The sequence below is a fragment of the Pseudoalteromonas sp. BSi20311 genome (assembly GCF_000239875.1).
Classification (GTDB): domain Bacteria; phylum Pseudomonadota; class Gammaproteobacteria; order Enterobacterales; family Alteromonadaceae; genus Pseudoalteromonas.
This window is the reverse complement of sequence record NZ_BADU01000018.1, coordinates 1-21,856: the sequence shown is the minus strand read 5'-3', so window position 1 is coordinate 21,856 and position 21,856 is coordinate 1. Positions and strand designations below refer to the sequence as shown.

Here is a 21,856-nt window from a genome sequence, read left to right as displayed (position 1 = left end):
CCAAAGCCAAAGCCAAAGAAGTATCCGACTAAAAAGAAAAATGCCAGTCAGCTTAACTGACTGGCATTACCACAAATGTGGGCCTTTTTTATTGAGAATTACCTACAGCTTTAAAATCATGTCCTGATGGGCAATCCCATCCTCTAAGTATTCATTACCAACGCACTCAAACCCAAATGAGCGATAAAAATTTAGTAGGTAGGTTTGCGCGCCTATATAAATATCACGAGAAGGCCATTGGGCCTTACAGCAGTTAATAGCGTGGCTAACTAATTCTTTGCCTAAACCAGAGCTGCGCTGTGATTGAGTAACTAAAACGCGCCCTATCGCACTGTACTGTGCATCTTTTTCATAACAACGAGCATAAGCATTTACGGTTTGCCCATCGAGTGAATACAGGTGGCGAGTAGCATCTGCAATATCAACATCATCAAGTTCGGGATAAGGACACGCTTGCTCTACAACAAATACGTCAACACGTTTACGCATAATGGCAAACAAAGTCTGGGAGTCGAGCGCTGAGAATGGCTCAGGTTTAAATGCCATTAAAACACCTCTTATTATTACAGAGGCTTAATCAGCCTCTGTATTCATCAAGCAAACAGTCGCTCTAACTGATCGCATAGCTGAGATAAGTTAACATGATCATGCTCAATGGTTAAATCGACATAACCGTCACTTCTAAATGCTCTGTCTAATTCAATCAGCACATGCGTTTTATGTGCTTCAGGAATAAACGACAGTTCGATTTCTTTTATTCCAAATAAGCTACGGCTATTTGGTTGATATTCAAGCTCTTGGTAACACCCCGACACAGATTGAAAAGTAGACGCACGAAGATGCCCCTGTTCTACATCTGCTTTGACTAAACTAAAGCCAAGCTTCTCCATTGCTTGCATACAGGTTTTAACCGCTTCATTAGGATAGATGTGTAAATGGTCTTTATCTGTTGGGTCAAGTGCAAGATCAATATCAAGCCCTGTTTCTAACCACACATAAGACTGGTTATAACCGGCATTAATTTCAGTGATTGGTGTTTCTGAGTGCAAACGGGCCTCAAATGGAATGGTTTTCACTTCACCAGGCTCAACGGTACCAATATCAGTAATGCGCCACTGATCAATAACATGATTAGTAAAATAATCACCGTCTTCACTGGCTACTTTTACTCGGGTAACTAACATTAAATCTAAACCCGCAATTTCTTGACTTACATCGCCTGCGGTAATGACAATTTGTGCATTAAATAATTGCCCAGGCTGAAGATGCTCAGTTTCTAGGATAGTATCTACTTTGGCGGCACCAATGCCTACCGATGCTAAAATTTTTTTAAACATATTTTCTCCTTAAGCTAAGCAATACTTTTGTTCGCTTACGCTTAAACTCCTTCGTTATGGCATCTTAACCACATTTAAAAGCGCTTGTCAGCGAAAAACTGCTATTTACATGCTGTTTACCATAAAACTAACCACATGTGTGTGTTTTTTGTACTTTACAGCCACTTTATGCCTGTATAAAGATGTTTTAGTAATCAGCTGATAAATAGTCACTATCAGCCAATTAGCAGCAGTAAATAAGTAGATTAATTGTCAATAAGCATTGTTTTTCGCTACACTACAATGCCAAATGCAGTGATACTAATAACTATGGAACTAATTTATTTTGCTACCGCCTTCGTCTGCGGTTTTGGTATATATCAGCTAAAATTACCGCCACTTATCGGCTTTCTTATGGCCGGGTTTATTCTTAATTTAGCGGGCTACAAAAGCACGGAGCTACTCGAAACGATTGCCTCTTTAGGAGTCACACTGCTACTTTTTAGTATTGGCCTCAAGCTAAAAATTTCTAACCTTATGAAACCTCAAGTATGGGCTCCTGCCACCATACACATTGTTTTAAGTAGCGCATTATTTAGTGGTTTTATGTTGTTGCTTGGTGTATTTGCACTGCCGCTATTTGTTGATTTAAGCTGGCAAAGTGCGTTGTTAGTTGGCTTTGCTCTGAGCTTTTCGAGCACGGTATTTGCTGTAAAAGTGCTGGAAGAGCGTGGGGAAATGGCAAGTTTGCATGGTAAAATAGCCATTGGTATTTTGGTTATGCAAGATATATTTGCTGTGTTCTTCTTAGCGGTCAGTACGGGTAAAGTACCAAACATTTGGGCCTTAGGATTAATTGTTGCGCTACCTTTGTTTCGCCCTATTATGTATTGGGTTTTAAATCGTTCTAAACACGGTGAGCTACTGCCGCTATTTGGTTTCTTCTTTGCGTTAGTGGCAGGATATAATGCCTTTGAATTCGCAGGATTAAAGGGCGATTTAGGCGCATTGATCATTGGCATGATATTCGCCCCACACAAAAAAGCCGGTGAGCTGTCTAAGTCATTACTTAGCTTAAAAGATATATTACTGGTTGGTTTTTTCTTAAGTATTGGTTTAAGTGCTGAGCTTACTGCCCACTCTCTAGTCGTTGCCTTAATTTTAGTATTAGTTATTCCTGTTAAAACGCTGCTTTATTACATATTAACTAACTTATTTAAACTGCGTGCTCGTACTTCTTTACTCACCGCGTTTAGTTTGGCTAACTTTAGTGAGTTTGGCTTGATTGTTTGCGCAGTTGCAGCATCTAGCGGCATGGTTACCTCTGAATGGCTCGCCGTTATCGCAATTGCCGTATCCATCACATTTGTGATTGCTTCCCCTTTAAATAAACGTTCTAACGAGCTGTACGTTAAAATTGAACGGTTTTTATTGAAGTTTGAAAGTAAAACCCGCTTAGCGGAAGAGCTTCCAGTAAACTTAAATGATACCAAAATAGTTATTTTTGGTATGGGCAGAATTGGCACCGGTGCCTACGAAACAATAAACTCAACTCATCCTGATGTTGTAGCAGGTATTGATATTAAACCTGAGGTGGTTGATAAACATATAAAACGTGGGCGCAGAGTATTAATTGCTGATGCAACTGACCCCGATTTTTGGCAGCGCGTTAATCACTCCCATGTTGAAATGGTCATGTTAACTATGCCTAAGCATATGCAAAATATTTTTGCCTTAGAGCAGTTGCAGGCATCAGGCTATAAAGGGCAAGTTACAGCCATTGCTAACTATCCCGATCAGCAAAAAGAATTAGAGGATATGGGAATAGATTCTACTTATAACTTTTACTTAGAGGCTGGTAGCGGTTTTGCGGAACATGTAAAGCAAACCTTGTTTCCGTAATCGGGCTTAGATGCAAATAGATTGCATTTACATTCCTTTACATCTGAGTATTTTATTGGTCAAAAAATAAGGTAAAATGTCTGTGCTGGTTGAATAAAGCTAATACCTAAGTTTGTGTTTTATAAAAGACAAATAACGGACCCCTTGCTTTTAAATGACCAATAAGATTCTCAAATTAGAGGGCCTACTCCCTCTATCAATAGGCTGTTACTTGCCCGTTACAGCCTATTTTATTCCCTTAAAATCCCTTACACTTATCCTAATTAATTTATAAAAGATGTCAGTAATGGATCCTCAACAACTAAAAATCGCGATTAACACCATTATGCCATTTGGCAAATATGCAGGACGCCCTTTACTTTTACTGCCTGAGCCTTACTTAGTGTGGTTTAAACAGCAAGGCTTTCCTGATAGCAAGCTTGGCTCTCAGCTCGCTATGATGTACGAAGTGAAGCTTAATGGTTTAGAGCAAATGCTGATGCCACTACTAGAAAAAAATAGTAAATAAAATAGAACTTTTTTATAAGTGGTCTGTCTATCTATTTGCTACTTGTTGATTTTTTGGTTTTAAACCGCAAAAAAGCGCCTTTATGGCGCTTTTTTATTGTTTGGGATTTAGTTGTCGAGGGTGATAATAAACTTAACCCCACCCAGTGGTGAGTCTTCAATCTTGCACTGCCCTTTATGCCAACTAATAATTTTATTTACAATTGCTAGCCCTAATCCAAACCCACCGGTTTTTTTAGCACGGCTTTTATCTAAGCGGGTAAAGGGTTTAAACACTTTCTCACGTTCAGCACCGGCAATACCTGGGCCATCATCTTCAATCACCAGAAATAACTTCGCAGCGTTGGCAGTTAAACTAATATGCACATTTTGCGTAGCATGTTTCAGTGCGTTACTAATTAAATTTTGTAGTACTCGCGACATAAAATGGCTATCACATACGTAAATAAATTGACTCGGTAGCGTTGTTGTTAATTTAATAGGGGTATCAAAACTTACTTTTTCGATATTGGCTTTAATTAATGCGACGATATCACAAGGAGCCAATTGCAAGCTTGGTTGCTGTGTATCTAAACGAGCGTATTCCAGCATTTCTGATACCAAGGATTCTAGCTCATGAATATCCATTTGCATATCAGATAAATAGTGCTGTGCTTTGCCATCTTGAAATTTATTCTCTAGCATCGCGATTGCAAACTTCAAACGCGCTAATGGTGTTCTGAACTCATGTGACACTGATGAGGTCAGTTCCTGTTGAGCACTCAGTAAAAATTCAATTCGTTGCTGCATTACTTGCAGTGTATCAGTGATGGGTAAAAAGAATGATTTAGAGCTGTCGCTTAATTGAAAATCTTGCGCCCCACCGACGGCTTCACAGGCTTGGCTGAGCTTGGCAAAATCTCGCCATAACAGTAAGCTCCATAACCCTATCGGTAAGCTAATAATAAATAAAACTAATAAATAAGGAATTACGGTCCCAGTGTTTTTAGCTTTAACACCTAAAGGGCCGACTTGTAACAAATGAGAGTTATTTAAAGTAACATACCAAACAATACGTTGCTGCTTATCATACAAGTAAAGGTAATTATTTTGCGTCAATTGTATTTGTTGCTCAGCCGGGAGAACTAAATCTTGCGGGGCGATAACTTGGCTATCAAAATTATGTTTTAACTGCTCAAGACCATCTGGCGTTTGAGAAAGCAGCCATAACGACTGCCCAAATTCATCATCTAACAAAACATGTTGCTCAGATTCATCATACGGCCAAAGCTGCTCTATAACACCACTGGCAATAAACAAAGAAGCAATAATATATACGTAAAGGCTTATAAATAGCTTTCCCATTAACCTAGCCTAATACCTTGCATTAATTACATGTCCCACGCATCTGATACAAATAAATAGCCTTGCCCCCACACCGTTTTAATGCGGTATGGTTTATCACTATTATCACCAAGCTTCTTGCGAATACGAGATACGCGTACATCAACGGTTCGATCTAGCCCGTCGTACTCACGGCCAATCATATGTTGGTGCACATGCTCTCGGCTGAGAACCTCTCCGGCATTTGAAGCTAACAACCACAGTAATTCAAACTCATGCGAAGTTAATACAATTTCAACACCGCTTAGCTTTACAATTCGACTAGTTTTATCTATTGATAAGTCACCAAATTTAAGCTCTTCAACGGCTTTTACGCTAGGCTGCCCACGGCGCAGTAATGCACTAATTCGAGCCAATAACACGCGCGGCTCAGCAGGTTTAATAACGTAATCGTCAGCACCGAGTTCTAAGCCAATAACTTGGTCAAAATCTTCACCCTTTGCGGTAAGCATTAAAATAGGTAAGGTGTATTTGTCGCGCACTTGACGACACACGCTAAAGCCATCTTTTCCTGGCAACATCACATCTAAAATGATTAGATCAGCATGATTTTCACTCAAATAAGGAAACACTTCGTCACCGCGATCTAATACGTCAACTTCTAAGCCATTATGCTCAAGATAGTCTTTGGTTAATTGTTGCAACCCTAAGTCATCTTCAACAAGTAATATCTTTGGCATTTACTGCTCCTAAATTAAAAAAAGCTCCAAGGTGAGCGTAGCCGATGTTTTTTCTTAGCGTATACAGTCTGCACTTCTACTTGCACACTCGCTAATGATACACCTGTAAGGGGATTAATCAGGGAGTATATGGTCTCTACCTGAACACGCGCTTTATAACTAAGTTGCCCTTTTTTTACCCCTTGCCAACATTGCAACTGAGTATCTTGCTGGTATAAACACACATCGCTTGGCTCAGACAGTTGCCAGTTAAATTTTAACTCAAGATCACAAAATTCTTGTTGTTCGGAAACCACACAGACTTTGGGTGATACGTTAAGTGAAGAGGCTTTTGCAACGCTAATGTTGCTAAAAAATGAAGCTGCAAACACAACCAACATAAAACACTTCATATTAAAATGTATGTTCGAATCCTATAAAGGCGGTCATTGAATAGTCATGTTCAAAGAGCGGGCTGCTATCCATTGCTGAATAGTCATAATATGCTAAATGAAAACGAAGCGCGTTGGTTTTACCTAGGGGCCAACGGGCGTCGATTTTAGCATAAGGTTGCCAGCTACTACCAACTTCTATTTCACCATATGAAGATTCTGTGCTGTTTAAGCCATAAAAGTAGTTATTTAGTTGGGCTGATTTATAGTTAACGCCTAAGGTCGATTTAAGTTTTAACAACTTAAGATCAAAATGGTATTGCCATTGTAGCGATCCTCTGTAGCTATTATAAACACTGTTTACGTCATGCAATAATTGCGCAGAAAAAACATGTTGTTGTTTTACAAAAAAATAACTCACACCCGCATCCAACACCACTCGTCTTTTTTGAATGTTATTAATATTAATCTGGCGAGGAGATTCAATGTGTTGTGATTCTAATATTTCATTATTAGACATTGCTGTGAGCGGGAATATATTTTGCGGGTGCCAATCAATAAAAAACCGTGATTCTGGGTTAATTTCTGACACTAAGCTAATGTTATGCGTATCGCTTTGTAAAAAAGAATAACCTAAGCGACCGTTATCAAAAAACCAATTTTGGCCATAATAAGCTACTTGTGGAACCACCAACAAAGGAATGTTGTCAGCACCGTATAAAGGATTACTGATCACTCCAGCCCCTAAGCTGACACTAATCTTAAGTTCATCCGTAGAGATATGTTGCTGCGTCTGAGCAATTGCATTAGCGCTAAATAACGCCAATAAAATGCATATTTTTATTCTCAGATGTAACATCATGGAGTTATTCACTAGTTTATAAAGTGGCTTTGACCCTATAGTAGCAAGTAGTATCAGTACAAGCTCTAGAGGGTTACAATCATTAACAAATTTGATACAAACGGAACACGTTTACAAATTGGCGGCTATTTCAACTCGATTTCGACCATGAGTTTTAGCCAAATTAAAGTGCTCTATCGGCTTTTTCTACTAATAAACAGCTCTTACTAAAAGGCTGCATTAGAGCTATGCCAAAACTTGCTGAGATATTACGTTTATTATTACTATCTTCTTTCTTACGGATAGTTAATTTAGCAATACTTAAGCGTAACTTATTACAAAAGATCATTGCATCATTAATGCTATCAAAGTAACCCGTGATACAAAATTCTTCACCACCGAAACGATAGGCATTGTATTGTTCTTGCACGCTATTTTGCACTTTTTGAGCAACAAGTTTGAGTACCTCATCGCCTTTTTGATGACCAAAATCATCATTGAAACGTTTAAAGTGATCAATATCGAACATTATCAACACGGCTAACTTATCTTGCTCGTCTTGTGAAGATGCATGAAGGCAAAACTCGACTATGTCGGTATCAAACTTGCCGCGATTATATAACCCCGTTAGCGAATCTTTATCAACCGCTTCTTGAGTCATAGTCAGAGCTTCTTTTAAATCTTTAATCTCATTATATGCTTGCGCTAATTTAGTTTGGAAACCACGGGCGTAATCTTGCATGGCAATAGATTCATCTGTTAAACGCTCTACACAAGACAAAATTTCATTAAATGAGTTAATACTAGAGAGTGTTTTTAACTCATTTTGTGAGTCAACTAACGAGGTAGTAAAGCTTTTTGAATATTGAATAGAATCACTCAAATCAAACTGTACTTGCTCTACCGTACCATGAAATTTTTCAGACATTTGTTGGAAAAACGCTAATTCTTCATCGTTTATATATTTATCAAAAATTTCCTGAGCACTTTGGGCCGAGCAGGTATTGTGCTGACCGATAACTTTATCAAGCTCTGTATTTAGTTGTGGATTATCTCCCTGTACATAACAGTACCAAATCGCATAATTAATTGGCGTTACCGGCATTTTGTACTTAACCATAAGCGGAATGGCTTTTTTTAAACACTGGGCAGAATGAGCAAGTGAGGCAGTATTATCCATAATTGAAACTCTCAGACATCACAACAAAGATGTTAATAAACACATAAATATTAGCGGTTTATATTAACACTTTTTTATCATCCAACAAGCCTATATTATGTTTTCTCCCATATTTTGTGCAATATTCCACAGCGCACTAATCGCTGGATCATTCAATTCTTTGTGTAATACCGCCAGACCAATTTTAAACCCTTGTGGTGGCTCGCCTTTGTACTGTAAAACCTGCACTTTATCGTTTAGCGGGCTATTATCAAGTACAATTTTTGGGATCATAGCCACACCTAAGCCTAAACTCACCATAGATACCATGGCTTCATGCCCAGCCACTTGCGCGTAAATTTTTCCCTGAACGTTATTTTTTCGCCACCATTGCTCCAACCTTTGACGTGAAAACCCTTTTTCAGCAACAATAAACTCAAGCTCGGACCAATCAATAGTCTCGGTGTTAGTGGCTAGTTTTTCTGTGATCGGGCATTGAATAGTGGGCGCAATTAATACCAGTGGAGAATAACCAATGTCTACAAATGCAATTTGTGCAGGTAATTTACTGGGCCTGGCTGCAATGGCCATAGATTCATGCCCATCTAACACTCGGTTAATAGCCAAAGCGGGATCGCCCGTATTTAAGGTGATTTCAATATGCTGATGCTGAGCTCTCAGTTGCTCTAAAATATGATGCAAAAAACTGTAGGACGCGGTAACTGAACAATAAAGGCTTACATTGCCATAAATGTGTTGTTGCGGCTCGTTTAAATTAGCCTTAAAACGCTGCCAATTAGTAAGCGTTGCACTGGCGTACTCCTTAAATGCAATGCCTTCGCGGGTAAGCTTTACACTGCGATTATCACGCTGAAATAACATCACCCCTACTTCATCTTCTAATTGCTTAATGTTACGGCTTAAAGTAGGAGCACTTACATGACACAACTCACTGGCACGAGAAAAATGAAGCGTTTTTGCTAACGCTAAAAAGTAATGTAAATGCTTATGATCCATGTCAACGCCTGTATTTCATTTTATGAAACACTTTAATTCAAATATATCATTTTACGCAAGAAGAGATTTTTCATATGGTTATTCCAAGCAAAGCAAACGCAATGCATCTAACAAATTGAATTAACAGGAACCTTAATCATGGCAAATTATTTTAATAGCTTACCTTTACGCGAACAATTAGCGCAATTAGCACAATGTGAATTTATGGGTGCAGACGAATTTAACGACGGCGTTGCCGCACTCAAGGGTAAAAAGTTAGTGATTGTCGGCTGTGGCGCACAGGGTTTAAATCAAGGCTTAAATTTACGTGATTCGGGTTTAAATGTAGCCTATACACTTCGTGAGTCAGCGATTGCTGAGCGCCGTCAATCATTTTTAAATGCATCTGACAATGGTTTTAAAGTGGGTACTTACGAAGAATTGATCCCAACAGCTGATGTTGTACTTAACCTAACACCGGATAAACAGCACACCGCGGTTGTTAATGCCATCATGCCATTAATGAAACACGGCTCAACGCTTGCTTACTCACATGGTTTTAATATTGTAGAAGAAGGTATGCAAGTACGTGAAGACATAACCGTAATTATGGTTGCACCAAAGTGCCCAGGTTCCGAAGTACGTGAAGAGTATAAACGCGGCTTTGGTGTACCCACACTCATTGCGGTTCACCCAGAGAACGACCCTCAAGGGCATGGTTTAGCGCAAGCAAAAGCTTATGCTGCAGGTACGGGTGGTCATCGTGCAGGGGTACTTAAGTCATCGTTTATCGCCGAGGTCAAATCTGACTTAATGGGTGAGCAAACCATTTTATGTGGCATGTTACAAACAGGTTCTATTTTATGTTTTGATAAGATGATTGATAAAGGGATTGATGCAGGCTATGCCTCAAAACTAATTCAATATGGTTGGGAAGTGATCACAGAAGCACTTAAGTATGGCGGCGTTACCAATATGCTTGACCGCCTATCAAACCCTGCCAAAGTCAGAGCATTTGAATTAAGTGAGCAGCTAAAAGTAATCATGCGCCCACTGTATAACAAACACCAAGATGACATAATCGATGGCACATTTTCACGGGTAATGATGGAAGACTGGGCAAATGATGACGCTAACTTATTAAAATGGCGTGCTGAAACTGCAGAAACTCATTTTGAAAAAACACCAGCAGGTGATGTAGAAATTACTGAACAAGAATTTTTTGATAACGGCATTTTAATGGTGGCCATGGTAAAAGCCGGCGTAGAGCTGGCATTTGAAACCATGACTGCAGCCGGTATTATTGCAGAATCTGCTTATTATGAGTCACTGCATGAAACGCCATTAATTGCTAATACCATTGCACGTAAAAAGCTGTTTGAAATGAATCGTACTATTTCAGATACGGCAGAATATGGTTGCTACTTATACAACCATGCATGTTTGCCACTACTACAAGAGTTTATGCAAGATATTGATACCGATGTTATTGGTAAAGGCTTAAATGAGCAAAGTAACCAAGTAGATAATCAAACATTGATTCAAATAAATACCGCACTGCGTGAACACCCTGTTGAAAAAGTGGGTGCTAAATTACGCGGCTATATGTCGGCAATGAAAAAAATAGTTTAATTCTATAACCCTAGAACTTTCACTTGTTAGAAACCAAGCCCACTTGCATTTTGCTGTGGGCTTTTTTTTAATGTAAATTATTCATCAATAGCCGAAAATAAATAATGTGCTAAAATAATCCTCTCATTGCCTAAGTTGTAAATATAAGTATTATCATGACGATACAAAATCTCTCTATTACTCAAAAAATAACAGCGCTTGGAAGCATTATTGCTATTTGTGTTGCTGTATTAATTGGTTTGACGTCTTTGCATAACTCAAAGAATATTATTGAGCAACGCATGATCGAATCGGAACTGCCAAGTAAACTGCAAACAATCAGTAATCATATTGGTGGGGAGATCAATGAACTTCTAGGCGCAGCACAGCAGCTTTCTGCCAATACCTTTATTTTAGATTGGGCAAACTCTGGCAACACCAATGATGCACTTTTACTCAAAGAACTCAATCGTTTGGTTGAGCAATATGATCTTGCTACCGCTTCATGGGCTAATAAGAATACCGCGCAATATTGGAACCAAGATGGCTTTTTGCGTGTTTTAAAAAATGATGCTGCAGATGGCTGGTTTTTTGCTTTTACTCAATCAAAACAACCCTACTCAATCAGTATTTATCAAGAATCTGAAAACGATGTAAAAATGTTTGTTAATCACCAGCAGCCCAATGGATTCGGCTTGGCGGGCTTAGCAAAAAGCATCACAGATATGCAAAAGCTGCTTCAACAGTTTAAAATTGAGCAGTCAGGGTTTGTATTTATTGCCGATAAAAATGGCTTAATTCAGCTACATAAAGATGCAGCTAAAGTTGCCAAGGTTAATATAGATAGTATTTACAGTGCCAATATTCATAACAAATTACTTGATGAAAACGGCTTTGCATTAGAAGAAGTAAATATTAACGGACAAGCCACGCTGATTGCTGCCACACCAATTAAAAACACCGACTTATTTGTGTTAGCTCAAGTACCAAAAAGCGAAGTTTTCGCAAGCGTAAACACTCTAGAGTGGCAAATATTCACATTCACTATCATCACAGCACTTATCGCAAGCGTGATCAGTTACTTATTAGCTCGTTCTTTAGCCTCACCGTTATCAAAAATGGCGGAGTTGTTTTCTCGTTTAGGACGTGGCGATGCTAATTTAGCTTATCGCCTACCTACATCACCTCAACCTGAACTCAATAATTTAACGTCGGGCTTTAACCAATTTATTGAAAAAATAGAAACCGCCATTGTGCAAGTAGCTGATGAAAGCCATGGTATTCGTCAAAGCTCTGATCATGTCTTTGCGCAAGCAAAACAAAACTCGTTAGCGTTGGATAAACAAAAAGAGCAAACCATTTCGGTTGCTGCAGCAATTAATGAAATGGGCGCTACGGTGCAAGAAATAGCGCAAAGTGCCGCTAATGCTGCTAAGTTAACCAACGATAGCCGCGATAATACCAAACAAAGTCATCAGCAAGTATTACAGAGCCAAACGACAATCTCAGCCCTTGCCAGCGACATTGATGGTATTACCGAGCAAGTTGCTTTGCTTTCTAAAAAAACCATTGATATTGCAAGCATAGTGGATTCAATTAGAGGGATTTCAGAGCAAACCAACTTGCTGGCACTCAATGCAGCCATTGAATCTGCGCGCGCAGGTGAACATGGTCGAGGGTTTGCAGTCGTTGCTGATGAAGTAAGAGCACTGGCGAATCGTACATCACAGTCAACCACTGAAATACAATCAATGATTGAAGAGCTCACTCAAATTTCAGATGATGTTGTAAATGATATTAGCCAATCAAAGAATAAAGCCCAACAAAGCGTCAGCGCAATGCAAAGCTCGGTTGAGTTACTTAATACGATTACTGAAACAGCAAATGAAATTAACGACATGGCAACTCTAATAGCCACCGCTACCGAACAGCAAAGTAGCGTAGTAAATGATGTGGGTCGAAGTATTGAGCAAATTAGTGAGATCAGTGATAAATCAATGAGTGAACAAATCAATACTGAACAAGCAATTCGTGATTTAGCCACCAGCGCACAAACACTTGATGCACTAGTGGCCACATTTAACCAGCAGCGTTAAATAGTTTGTTACGTTAAAAAATAACCTCTGTACCAAATAGCCACTATACTTACAGTGTTTTTTTTGTACAGAGGTGTGTATGAGTGCTGTTCAAGGTAAACATTACTTACTAGCTGCTTGTTTGCTCAGTTTAAGTGCGTGTAGCACCACAGATAACGCCAATATAAGTGTGCCAATCCCTATTATTGATCCCCCAATGCAACTACAACAGCAGCTTGTAGAGTCTGAGCAACAAATATTTCAACTCGACCATAGCCTCAAACAACAGTTAAGTGCTTATGTACAAACGCGAAAATCTGCTGACGAAATTGCCTATAGTGTACTTAGTTTTTTACTCACAAATGGTGATAACTCACTATCTTATCAATCTACCAGCACACAAACAGCGTCTCAAAGCTATCAAAATTTAAATGCTAACTGTCTTTCCCTCTCTATTTTAGCGTATAGCTTAGCCGAACATTTAGGCCTTAAGGCCCGCTTTCAAAAAGTACATATTCCAGAATACTGGGCGTTAAACCAAGGGTTTAATTTACTCACTGGGCATATCAACCTGGCCATAGACAATAAAACGAAGCTCAAAGACAGCTCACTTGTTTATCAGCGTAATCAACGTTTAATCATTGATTTTGACCCCAATAGCCGACAAGCCCGTTTTGCAACCTCATCGCTGTCAAAAAAACGAGTAACCGCCATGTTTTATAATAATAAAGGCGGTGAGGCATTGGTTAATAAACAGTTTGATTTAGCTTATAGTTATTTTAAAGCAGCAATCAATACCGATTCCTCATTTAGTGCCAGTTGGGGAAATCTAGGGGTACTCTTTAAACAATTAGGTGATTTAAAGCAAGCGGAGGAAATGTACCGCTATGCCATTGCCTTAAACGCTGATAATAATACTGCGCAAGGTAATTTAGCATTATTATATAAACTCACAGATAGAGTAGCCGAAGGCGATAAGCTATTAGCAGAGCTTGACAGAAAGCGCCAAACTAACCCTTATTATCATATATCGCTTGGTAACAGTGACTATGTAAGTGGTGACTATACAAACGCGATTAGCCATTATAAAAAAGCAAACGCTATGTCACCAACCTTACATGAAAGTCACTTTGGACTAGCCCGCAGTTACTTTGAATTAAATAATATAACTAAAGCGGAGTTTCATTTGCGTAAAGCTAGAAAAAAAGCAGACTTTGTTCATGAAATACAGCGCTATGACAATAAGCTCATTGCATTAAAATCACTCACCGCTAAGGCGAATCATTATTAAATTATTTAGCTTAACATGTGTCGTACTTTTTATAAGTTGGAGCGGACTTTGTAAACAGATTGAGCCACAATTATTAACTGATTTAACTATGTTAACCAGCCCAGAATTGGCTGGTAGAAAAACGAATAGTCATGCTGCCTTGCTCACTAGGGAGTATTTAAAAACACGCTTCAAAGAGCATCAACTTACAGTAAGTGAACAACCTTTTACTTATTCCTCAGGGCTGTTTTCTAGCGCACAAGGCGTTAATATTATTGCTACTAATACAGTAAAAGATTTACCTGTTATTGTTATTACTGCGCATTATGATCATTTAGGCCTAAAAGCGGGGAAATTACACCCTGGCGCTAACGATAACGCCTCGGGTGTTGCCGCATTGCTGTATTTATCGCATGCGCTAACGGCCTCTTCCTCTTACCGCTTTATGTTTGTTGCAACAGACGCTGAAGAAAATGGCTTACACGGCAGTGAGCACTTTGCTAAAACAATGCGCCAGCTCCCTATTGTTTTAAATATTAACCTAGATATGTTGGCAATTAAAAAATCGCATAAGCGATTATACGCGCTAACAAGTCGCGCCTTAAAAAGCCAACTTAACTTAGTATTTACTCAGATTAAGGGTAACAAAGTGAAATTAAAACCTATTTATTCATCACGAAAAATGAGCCGACTCACCAACACGAAACAAATAGATTGGCACAGAGCCAGTGACCATTATTCATTCGCTAAACAAAAAATTCCGTATGTGTACTTTTCTATGGGGGCAGATAACTTCCATCATAGTGCTAAAGATACGCTCGAAAATATAAACACTCCCCTCTATCAAGAAGCCGTATTGCTAATTGAGGCATTTATTAATCAGCTTTTGACAAGCCCGGTGGTATTAAGTCCCCCTTTAAAAGCAGCAACATAAGCCTCTTTTTTTGCTCGTGGAAGTTTTTTAATCGCATACTCTAATTTGCTTGCGTCGCTTTTAGTACCTACTTGTTGTTGATGAATGAGCACCAGCGGCCCTTTACCTTTAAGGTTTTTTGCCCCTTTACCTGCTTGGTGAGTGGCGATACGTCGTGTTACATCAACCGTAATGCCGGTATACCAATGACCAAACCGTGTTTGCACAATATAAAGTGACCAAATAGCCGGTTTATTTTTACTATTGCTCAACTCATTGTTTAAACTTTTTTGATTATTAATGGTCAAAACCTCGCCTTTACGCGCTAAACAAAAACAATTACTCAAAAGGGTTTTACCTTGAGTGACTAATCGGTATCATGCAGATTATAAAAAATAAGGATCACAACTAACAATGCAGTCGTTAAAAACTTTTTCTCTTTGGCTTATCGTCGCTTTAACGCTTAGTTCAGCCGCAGGTTGTTCTAGCTGGGTATACCGAATCAACATCCCTCAAGGTAACTTTTTAGAACAATCAGACGTTGATAAGCTTCGCGTTAATATGACTCGCGAACAAGTAATTTACGTATTAGGCAGACCCATTGCCGAAGACGCCTTCGATAAAAGTACTTGGCGTTATGTATACAGCTTTAATAAAGGGCGAGCTAATGAACAATTTAAATCATTAGTCTTAAACTTTGAAAATGAAAAGCTGGTTACGGTATCGGGCGACTATGAGCAACCAGAAAACTTTACAACACCTTTAGAGCAATAAGAAAGCTCTTAAGGTTTAATTAAAAAAGGTGAGCATGGCTCACCTTTTTTGTATCTAACGATCTAACGGCCGGCCACCTGTTACTTTATTAGCGCGGCCCTCTTCTTTGGCTTTTTCAGCGCGTTTCCTGCGAGCATCTTTAGGGTCGGCAATTAATGGGCGGTAAATTTCAATCCTGTCGCCATCTTTAAGCTCATGATTAAGCTTTACCGTTCTGTTCCATACGCCTAAAGTTAAATCGGTTGCATCAATCTCAGGGCACTTTTTGATAATCCCTGACTGTATTACCGCTTGCTCAGCCGTTGTGCCTTGCAGCACTTCTATATTTAACGTGGTTGCCTTAGTGGGTAACGCGAACACAACTTCAATATTGATCATGCACGTTCTCCATACACTGTTTTTGCACGTTGAGTAAACGCACTCACCATGTTTTTTGCCACATCATTAAAAATTTTACCAAACGCTAGCTCTATGAGCTTACTTGAAAACTCAAAGTCTAGCTGTAAATTAACCTTACACGCATGCGTATCTAATTGCTGAAAGTGCCAGCGACCTTGCAGGGTTTTAAAAGGACCATCAACCAAGCGAAGCATCACTGTTTGTTCATCAATTAGCGTATTTTCAGTGGTAAACCATTTTTTTATGCCGGCTTTAGATATTTCTAAACTAGCGGTCATGTTATTATCATGCTGCTTAATAATTTTTGAGTCTGAACAATTAGGTAAAAACTGTGAATAGGCTTCTACATCATTGACTAGATCAAACATCTCTTTAGTGCTGTACATAACCAGCGCGCTTTTTTCTATTTGTGGCATACTCACTCCCAACTGTGTGCAGGAATTTTAGCAAGCTTTGTGCGTTTCCCCAAACTTTCATCGCGCTTAAATTAATCCTTCGCTTTTGCATGTATAATTTAAAAAAATCGATGTAAAACATCTTGTATAACGTATATTATAGGGCACTATGGCTAAGAAAAATTCATCAAAATCGACAAGTAATACCATCGCGCTAAATAAAAAAGCGCGACACGAGTATTTTTTACACGACAAGTTTGAAGCAGGTGTTGAACTCCAAGGCTGGGAAGTAAAAAGTATCCGAGCAGGTAAAGTAAATATCTCTGAAACTTATATTCATCTTAAAAACGGTGAAGCATTTTTATTAGGCAGTACCATTCAGCCTTTAAATAGTGCATCGACCCATGTTATTTGTGACCCGCTACGTTACCGTAAATTACTACTAAGCAGGCGTGAACTCGACCGCTTAGTTGGTGCAACTGAGCGTGATGGTTATTCATTAGTTGCCACCGCTATGTATTGGAAAAAATGCTGGGTGAAGCTTGAATTCCATTTAGCTAAAGGTAAGAAAATGCATGACAAACGTGAAGACGGTAAAAATAAAGATTGGTCCCGTGAAAAAGAACGTTTAATGAAACATAAAGTTTAAATAAAAACGCCTAACATGATGTTAGGCGTTTTTTTTGATTAAACTTCTAGCAAAATACAAATTATTACAAATTAAAGTTGCTCGGTGATTTATTTTTAAATAATGATAAAAACACTCTCCCGCAGCAGATAGCAAGTATCCCATCGTTTTCCTTCATTGAGAAAATCAGTACATATTCGTGCCGATAACAAAATCATCTTTGCGGCTAATTGATAACGCTTAAGTTACATGGTATTAATAATTCGACTTGTAAAAACAAGTAAATTATAACATATCAACAAGGACTTAAGGATGAAGCAATCAATTGCATTTACACCGAGCTTAATCATCGGTGCTACTATCGCATTGTCAGCAGGTTTTAGTACAACAACTTACGCTGCACAGCAAACTGCAGAAAAAGTAGAACGTATTCAAGTAACAGGCTCTCGTATCAAACGTTCCGATATAGAAGGCCCATCACCAGTACAATCCATTAATAAAGAAGACATCGAAAACATGGGTTATGACAACCTACAACAGCTTCTTGAAAGAATGCCTGTTGCAGGTAATGGTACTTTTTCAACCCGTGGTAATAACCAAGACTCAACTGCAAATGGCTCAGCTGCCGTCAGCCTTCGTGGCTTAGGCGCCGATGCTACCTTGGTACTTATTAATGGTCGTCGTGTTGCAATCAGCGCATTTGCTGAAGGGATCACCAACTCATTCGTTGATATCAACAGTATTCCTGTTTCAGCAATCGAACGTATTGATATTTTAAAAGATGGCGCCTCAGCAATCTATGGCTCTGATGCTGTAGCGGGTGTTGTAAACGTTATCTTGAAAAAAGATATTGACGGTATTGAAGTAAACTTAGGTTACGGCGGCACAGATGGCCCTAACTATGAAGAAACTACAGCCAGTATTGTTTGGGGTACTACTAGTGCAAAAAGTAGCGCATCCGTTATTATTGATTACTTCAAAAACACCTCTTTATCATCAGATGAAATGGGGCGTTTAGGTACTGCTAATCAATCTCCATATGGCGGTGAAGATTTCCGTTCATCACGTGGCTTCCCTGGCTACTTCTATGTTGATGGCGTTAAAACAATTGACCCTGCGTGTCCTGCAGAAAATGCAACATCAAGTGGCAGTTGTTTATTTGACTATGGTCCATTTGGCTATATTGCGCCGGCATCAGAACGTGTAGGTGCTATTTCACAATTTGAATACCGCTTTGATAATGGCATAACGGGCTTCTTAGAAATGGCCGTTCAGCATAACAGCTCAATTGCAGCAGGTGCCCCAACGCCACTTGATGAAGATGCGGGCTTAACAGTACCAGGTAGTCACCCTAATAACCCATTCGGCCAAGATATTGAAATAGGTCGTTACAGAACCGTAGATGCGGGTGCGCGCCAATGGGATATCGAATCAGACACATTACGTTTTGTTGCTGGTTTAAAAGGTGAAATAAACGATTGGAGCTGGGAAACAGCGGTACAAAAAGGACGTAGTAAGTCATTACAAACTGGGGATCGCTCACAAGGTTGGGTACGCACCGACTTCTTACAACAAGAAATTGATGCCGGTAACTACAACCCATTTGGCGGCACTTACAACGATCCGGCCGTAATTGATAGAATTACTACGAGCTTGGTTCGTCAAGGCGAGTCTCATATGACGTCGTTCGATGCTAACATTTCAGGTGAAGCATTTAGCTTTGGTGATGATGTTGTCATGATGGCGGCCGGTATTGAATACCGCGAAGAGGACGTAACGGATACGCCAGATGATCAATTCCAACGAGGATTAATCTTTGGTACCGAGTCTGTGTCAGCTGCAGCAGAGCGTGACCAATACGCTGCCTATGTAGAGTTTTCAATTCCACTTGCGGAAAACTTAGAGTTACAACTTGCTGGCCGTTACGATGATTACAGTGACTTTGGCACTACGACAAACCCTAAAGTCGCTTTACGCTGGGCACCTACAGATGAAATCACAATACGTGGTTCTTGGGCACAAGGCTTTAGAGCACCGTCACTTGCACAAGTAGGTTTAGGGCCATCTCAAGAGAGCCAGTTCTTTATCGATAATTACCGTTGTGACGCAACAGGTAAAGATTGTGATGCACTAGATTACAACATTGAATTTGCTGGTAATCCTGACTTAGAGGCTGAAGAGTCTGAATCTTGGAACGTCGGCTTTATTTGGGCACCTACAACTGACTTTGGTTTGAGTGTAGATGTATGGAGTATCACCCAAGACAATAAAATTGATGAGCAAGAGTTTGGTCCAATTTACAACTCAGAGTGTAATAACCAAAACAGTACCGTATGTGTTCGCTTACCTCCTTCAGGTACAGACAGTTTAGGGACTATTCAAAAGATTTTCAGTACTTTTGAAAATGTATCATCACAAGAAGTTTCGGGCGTTGATATTTCAGCAAATTACAACCACTCACTGGATGATTTAGGCTTACTAAAATTCAATTTAGAATGGGCTTACCAAGATAAATTTGAAAAAGATGGCCGCGATTACACTGGTGAATATGGTTACCCAGAGCATCGCTGGATTTTCTCAACTAACTGGGAAATTGGTCAGTTCAACACAAACATGAACATTAGTTATGTAGGTGAGTTTGAAGATACGCCAGATATCGACTTCGATGGTAACTTAGACTTCGATAGTAATACATCGCGTACTGTTGATTCACAAGTACTGGTAGATTTACAAACATCATACCGTATTACTGAGTCAGCAAAAGTATCGCTAGGTGTGAACAACTTATTTGATGAAGAGCCACCGTTTGCAATTGGTGACGGTGATTCAGATCTGTATGGTTACGCATCGGGTGTACACAACCCTCGAGGTCGTTACATTTATACTAAAGTGAGCTTTTCGTTTTAATTTAAAATAATAAAAAACCGCCATTTTGGCGGTTTTTTATCTTAAACTAAAGGGCTAAATTATAGCTCGCCTTCGTTTTCAGATAAGAATTTAGCAACGCCTTCAGGGCTTGCGTCCATTCCTTTTTTACCTTCAGTCCAACCAGCAGGACATACTTCACCGTGCTCGCTGTGGAATGCTAGTGCATCAACCATACGGATCATTTCGTCGATGTTACGACCCAGTGGTAAGTCGTTCACTACTTGGTGACGTACGTTACCTTCTTCATCGATTAGGAAAGAACCACGAAATGCAACGCCCGCTTCTGGGTGCTCAACGTCGTATGCTTTACAGATTTCGTGTTTAACGTCTGCAACTAGTGCGTATTGAACTTTACCAATACCGCCGTCTGCTACAGCCGTGTTACGCCATGCGTTGTGTGAGAACTGTGAATCGATTGAAACACCAATTACTTCTACACCACGTTTTTGGAATTCTGCATAACGCTTATCAAAAGCAATAAGCTCAGAAGGACATACAAATGTGAAATCTAGAGGGTAGAAAAAGATTACTGCTTTTTTACCTTTGATTTTTTCGTGAAGGTTATAGCTATCTACAATCTCACCGTTACCTAGAACAGCTGCAGCGGTAAAGTCTGGTGCCTGACGGCCTACTAATACACCCATTTTATTCTCCAAATATTTTGAGTTTATTGTCAATTGCTTACGCAATACTGATTACTAATATGGGCACTAATTTTAAAATTACAATAGAAACCATATTTAATTAAACATTATTCTATGGCTATAAAAAATAAATTAACAATCGTATTTATAGATAGCACCGTTCTAAAATAGCGAACGCTTGATAAATGGACTGATTTTTGATCATAAAAAAACCTGCTTTAAGCAGGTTCTTTTTACTAATCCATAATATCGCTAGGCATATCACCGCGAATATGTTGCCATATTTCACCGGTTTGATGACCATATTTACGCATCATGAATATTGCACCATCGTGCTCTTTATTCTCAGCAAGCTTAGTTAAGTCTTTATAAAACTGGCGTGCAAGCTCGCGAGTGCGAGGATCTGAAAAGTAATGACAGCCAATCTTAGAATAAAAACCTTTAAAGCCATTAAGGATGAGCACATAAATGCGATTGTTACCGGCAACAGCTAATTCATGATGAACTTTATAATCATAATCTGCAAACGCTTGTGCGCTATCTTCTAATTCATCGCTTTGTGATAAAATTTCGATAACACGCTCTGGTGCAAGTTTTATAGCTGCACGGGTATAAATTGCGCTGATATTAGTACGTGCTGAGAGTAACTGATCGGTTAGCTCTGGCATTTTATCTTCATCTAAACGTGCCAGTGTTTCAAGAATGTTTAATCCTGACGTTTCCCAAAAATTATTAACGCGAGTGGGTTTACCATGTTGGATTGTTAACCAACCGTCTCTGGCTAATCGTTGTAACACTTCACGCAATGTGGTTCTAGTAACACCAATTAACTCTGAGAGTTCACGCTCAGCTGGCAGAATTGAACCTGGAGGAAAATCACCATTCCAGATTGACTCTACTATGTACTCCTCAGCAAATCCTGCTGGGCTTTTCGCTTTAAAAATTCTCATTCAATTCCTACTCGAATTAATTCACATCACATCGCTACATACGATTAACTGACTGATTGTACCAGACAAGCCACAACTAACAAGTAAAGTAAGTTAAATTACCTAGGCATGTGC

At 39.3% G+C, this 21,856-nt stretch carries 21 protein-coding genes and 1 pseudogene; 9 read left to right on the top strand and 13 right to left on the bottom strand.

Translation table 11 applies throughout. The annotated features are described in order from the left end of the window. Window positions 1-102: 102 nt before the first annotated feature. Entirely contained in the window at window positions 103-546 is a 444-nt protein-coding gene (locus tag P20311_RS02125) for a GNAT family N-acetyltransferase (RefSeq protein WP_008109137.1), read from the bottom strand. Window positions 547-593: 47 nt separating this feature from the next. Further along, window positions 594-1,337, bottom strand: a complete 744-nt coding sequence (locus P20311_RS02120; protein ID WP_008109135.1) for a sporulation protein — start codon at window positions 1,335-1,337, stop codon at window positions 594-596. A 309-nt stretch (window positions 1,338-1,646) separates the two neighbouring features. Here P20311_RS02120 and P20311_RS02115 point away from each other — a divergent pair, with 309 nt between their 5' ends. Next, window positions 1,647-3,218 (top strand): cation:proton antiporter family protein, encoded by a 1,572-nt coding sequence (locus P20311_RS02115; protein WP_036933206.1) that lies wholly within the window; start codon window positions 1,647-1,649, stop codon window positions 3,216-3,218. 286 nt (window positions 3,219-3,504) lie between these two features. Then, a complete protein-coding gene (locus P20311_RS02110; protein WP_008109131.1) occupies window positions 3,505-3,726 on the top strand; it encodes a DUF3820 family protein in 222 nt (73 codons plus the stop codon). A gap of 107 nt (window positions 3,727-3,833) precedes the next feature. On the opposite strand, the gene P20311_RS02105 is transcribed toward P20311_RS02110, so the two are convergent. From P20311_RS02105 to ilvY, 6 genes and pseudogenes are all read right to left on the bottom strand, one after another. Then, the gene (locus P20311_RS02105) at window positions 3,834-5,069 is read right to left on the bottom strand and encodes an ATP-binding protein (protein WP_008109127.1); all 1,236 of its coding nucleotides are present in this window, start codon (window positions 5,067-5,069) and stop codon (window positions 3,834-3,836) included. A 26-nt stretch (window positions 5,070-5,095) separates the two neighbouring features. Next, entirely contained in the window at window positions 5,096-5,788 is a 693-nt protein-coding gene (locus tag P20311_RS02100) for a response regulator (protein WP_008109125.1), read from the bottom strand. A gap of 14 nt (window positions 5,789-5,802) precedes the next feature. Next, window positions 5,803-6,168: a DUF3019 domain-containing protein gene (locus tag P20311_RS02095; protein ID WP_008109122.1), complete on the bottom strand. Its 366-nt coding sequence runs from the start codon at window positions 6,166-6,168 to the stop codon at window positions 5,803-5,805. A gap of 13 nt (window positions 6,169-6,181) precedes the next feature. Further along, window positions 6,182-7,021, bottom strand: a complete 840-nt coding sequence (locus P20311_RS02090) for a MipA/OmpV family protein (protein WP_050947010.1) — start codon at window positions 7,019-7,021, stop codon at window positions 6,182-6,184. A 111-nt stretch (window positions 7,022-7,132) separates the two neighbouring features. After that, window positions 7,133-8,180: pseudogene (locus P20311_RS02085) on the bottom strand (GGDEF domain-containing protein). A 90-nt stretch (window positions 8,181-8,270) separates the two neighbouring features. Continuing rightward, the gene (gene ilvY / locus P20311_RS02080; RefSeq protein WP_008109118.1) at window positions 8,271-9,176 is read right to left on the bottom strand and encodes an HTH-type transcriptional activator IlvY; all 906 of its coding nucleotides are present in this window, start codon (window positions 9,174-9,176) and stop codon (window positions 8,271-8,273) included. A 138-nt stretch (window positions 9,177-9,314) separates the two neighbouring features. Between ilvY and ilvC the strand changes: the two genes are divergently transcribed. The 4 genes from ilvC to P20311_RS02060 all read left to right on the top strand — a co-directional run bounded on the left by ilvC (window position 9,315) and on the right by P20311_RS02060 (window position 15,045). Then, window positions 9,315-10,787, top strand: a complete 1,473-nt coding sequence (gene ilvC / locus P20311_RS02075; RefSeq protein WP_008109116.1) for a ketol-acid reductoisomerase — start codon at window positions 9,315-9,317, stop codon at window positions 10,785-10,787. Between the two features lie 155 nt (window positions 10,788-10,942). Beyond that, a complete protein-coding gene (locus P20311_RS02070) occupies window positions 10,943-12,862 on the top strand; it encodes a methyl-accepting chemotaxis protein (protein ID WP_008109113.1) in 1,920 nt (639 codons plus the stop codon). 79 nt (window positions 12,863-12,941) lie between these two features. Next, a complete protein-coding gene (locus P20311_RS02065; protein WP_008109112.1) occupies window positions 12,942-14,132 on the top strand; it encodes a tetratricopeptide repeat protein in 1,191 nt (396 codons plus the stop codon). A gap of 88 nt (window positions 14,133-14,220) precedes the next feature. Further along, window positions 14,221-15,045: a M28 family peptidase gene (locus tag P20311_RS02060; RefSeq protein WP_008109110.1), complete on the top strand. Its 825-nt coding sequence runs from the start codon at window positions 14,221-14,223 to the stop codon at window positions 15,043-15,045. On the opposite strand, the gene P20311_RS02055 is transcribed toward P20311_RS02060, so the two are convergent. Beyond that, window positions 14,991-15,332, bottom strand: a complete 342-nt coding sequence (locus P20311_RS02055; protein ID WP_036933212.1) for a GIY-YIG nuclease family protein — start codon at window positions 15,330-15,332, stop codon at window positions 14,991-14,993. The genes P20311_RS02060 and P20311_RS02055 overlap by 55 nt on opposite strands. A 106-nt stretch (window positions 15,333-15,438) precedes the next feature. Here P20311_RS02055 and P20311_RS02050 point away from each other — a divergent pair, with 106 nt between their 5' ends. Then, on the top strand, window positions 15,439-15,798 hold the full coding sequence (locus tag P20311_RS02050) for an outer membrane protein assembly factor BamE (RefSeq protein ID WP_008109107.1): 360 nt from the start codon (window positions 15,439-15,441) through the stop codon (window positions 15,796-15,798). Between the two features lie 54 nt (window positions 15,799-15,852). Here P20311_RS02050 and P20311_RS02045 read toward each other — a convergent pair whose 3' ends face one another. Both P20311_RS02045 and P20311_RS02040 read right to left on the bottom strand, forming a co-directional pair. Next, a complete protein-coding gene (locus P20311_RS02045) occupies window positions 15,853-16,176 on the bottom strand; it encodes an RnfH family protein (RefSeq protein WP_008109106.1) in 324 nt (107 codons plus the stop codon). Then, window positions 16,173-16,613 (bottom strand): type II toxin-antitoxin system RatA family toxin, encoded by a 441-nt coding sequence (locus tag P20311_RS02040; protein ID WP_008109104.1) that lies wholly within the window; start codon window positions 16,611-16,613, stop codon window positions 16,173-16,175. The genes P20311_RS02045 and P20311_RS02040 overlap by 4 nt, the downstream gene beginning before the upstream one ends. A 148-nt stretch (window positions 16,614-16,761) precedes the next feature. Between P20311_RS02040 and smpB the strand changes: the two genes are divergently transcribed. Next, on the top strand, window positions 16,762-17,241 hold the full coding sequence (gene smpB, locus P20311_RS02035) for an SsrA-binding protein SmpB (RefSeq protein WP_008109102.1): 480 nt from the start codon (window positions 16,762-16,764) through the stop codon (window positions 17,239-17,241). 291 nt (window positions 17,242-17,532) lie between these two features. Beyond that, on the top strand, window positions 17,533-20,127 hold the full coding sequence (locus P20311_RS02030) for a TonB-dependent receptor (RefSeq protein ID WP_008109097.1): 2,595 nt from the start codon (window positions 17,533-17,535) through the stop codon (window positions 20,125-20,127). Between the two features lie 59 nt (window positions 20,128-20,186). On the opposite strand, the gene P20311_RS02025 is transcribed toward P20311_RS02030, so the two are convergent. Both P20311_RS02025 and fadR read right to left on the bottom strand, forming a co-directional pair. After that, on the bottom strand, window positions 20,187-20,792 hold the full coding sequence (locus P20311_RS02025; RefSeq protein ID WP_008109095.1) for a peroxiredoxin: 606 nt from the start codon (window positions 20,790-20,792) through the stop codon (window positions 20,187-20,189). A gap of 236 nt (window positions 20,793-21,028) precedes the next feature. Beyond that, window positions 21,029-21,742 carry a fatty acid metabolism transcriptional regulator FadR gene (fadR, locus tag P20311_RS02020; RefSeq protein ID WP_008109093.1) on the bottom strand — a complete coding sequence of 238 codons (714 nt, stop codon included), beginning with the start codon at window positions 21,740-21,742 and terminating at the stop codon, window positions 21,029-21,031. Window positions 21,743-21,856: the final 114 nt, after the last annotated feature.

Bases quoted from the DNA above. Each gene is read 5' to 3' on its own strand.
- P20311_RS02125 (WP_008109137.1), bottom strand. From the start codon at position 546: ATGGCATTTAAACCTGAGCCATTCTCAGCGCTCGACTCCCAGACTTTG.
- P20311_RS02120 (WP_008109135.1), bottom strand. From the start codon at position 1,337: ATGTTTAAAAAAATTTTAGCATCGGTAGGCATTGGTGCCGCCAAAGTA.
- P20311_RS02115 (WP_036933206.1), top strand. From the start codon at position 1,647: ATGGAACTAATTTATTTTGCTACCGCCTTCGTCTGCGGTTTTGGTATA.
- P20311_RS02110 (WP_008109131.1), top strand. From the start codon at position 3,505: ATGGATCCTCAACAACTAAAAATCGCGATTAACACCATTATGCCATTT.
- P20311_RS02105 (WP_008109127.1), bottom strand. From the start codon at position 5,069: ATGGGAAAGCTATTTATAAGCCTTTACGTATATATTATTGCTTCTTTG.
- P20311_RS02100 (WP_008109125.1), bottom strand. From the start codon at position 5,788: ATGCCAAAGATATTACTTGTTGAAGATGACTTAGGGTTGCAACAATTA.
- P20311_RS02095 (WP_008109122.1), bottom strand. From the start codon at position 6,168: ATGTTGGTTGTGTTTGCAGCTTCATTTTTTAGCAACATTAGCGTTGCA.
- P20311_RS02090 (WP_050947010.1), bottom strand. From the start codon at position 7,021: ATGATGTTACATCTGAGAATAAAAATATGCATTTTATTGGCGTTATTT.
- ilvY (WP_008109118.1), bottom strand. From the start codon at position 9,176: ATGGATCATAAGCATTTACATTACTTTTTAGCGTTAGCAAAAACGCTT.
- ilvC (WP_008109116.1), top strand. From the start codon at position 9,315: ATGGCAAATTATTTTAATAGCTTACCTTTACGCGAACAATTAGCGCAA.
- P20311_RS02070 (WP_008109113.1), top strand. From the start codon at position 10,943: ATGACGATACAAAATCTCTCTATTACTCAAAAAATAACAGCGCTTGGA.
- P20311_RS02065 (WP_008109112.1), top strand. From the start codon at position 12,942: ATGAGTGCTGTTCAAGGTAAACATTACTTACTAGCTGCTTGTTTGCTC.
- P20311_RS02060 (WP_008109110.1), top strand. From the start codon at position 14,221: ATGTTAACCAGCCCAGAATTGGCTGGTAGAAAAACGAATAGTCATGCT.
- P20311_RS02050 (WP_008109107.1), top strand. From the start codon at position 15,439: ATGCAGTCGTTAAAAACTTTTTCTCTTTGGCTTATCGTCGCTTTAACG.
- P20311_RS02045 (WP_008109106.1), bottom strand. From the start codon at position 16,176: ATGATCAATATTGAAGTTGTGTTCGCGTTACCCACTAAGGCAACCACG.
- P20311_RS02040 (WP_008109104.1), bottom strand. From the start codon at position 16,613: ATGCCACAAATAGAAAAAAGCGCGCTGGTTATGTACAGCACTAAAGAG.
- smpB (WP_008109102.1), top strand. From the start codon at position 16,762: ATGGCTAAGAAAAATTCATCAAAATCGACAAGTAATACCATCGCGCTA.
- P20311_RS02030 (WP_008109097.1), top strand. From the start codon at position 17,533: ATGAAGCAATCAATTGCATTTACACCGAGCTTAATCATCGGTGCTACT.
- P20311_RS02025 (WP_008109095.1), bottom strand. From the start codon at position 20,792: ATGGGTGTATTAGTAGGCCGTCAGGCACCAGACTTTACCGCTGCAGCT.
- fadR (WP_008109093.1), bottom strand. From the start codon at position 21,742: ATGAGAATTTTTAAAGCGAAAAGCCCAGCAGGATTTGCTGAGGAGTAC.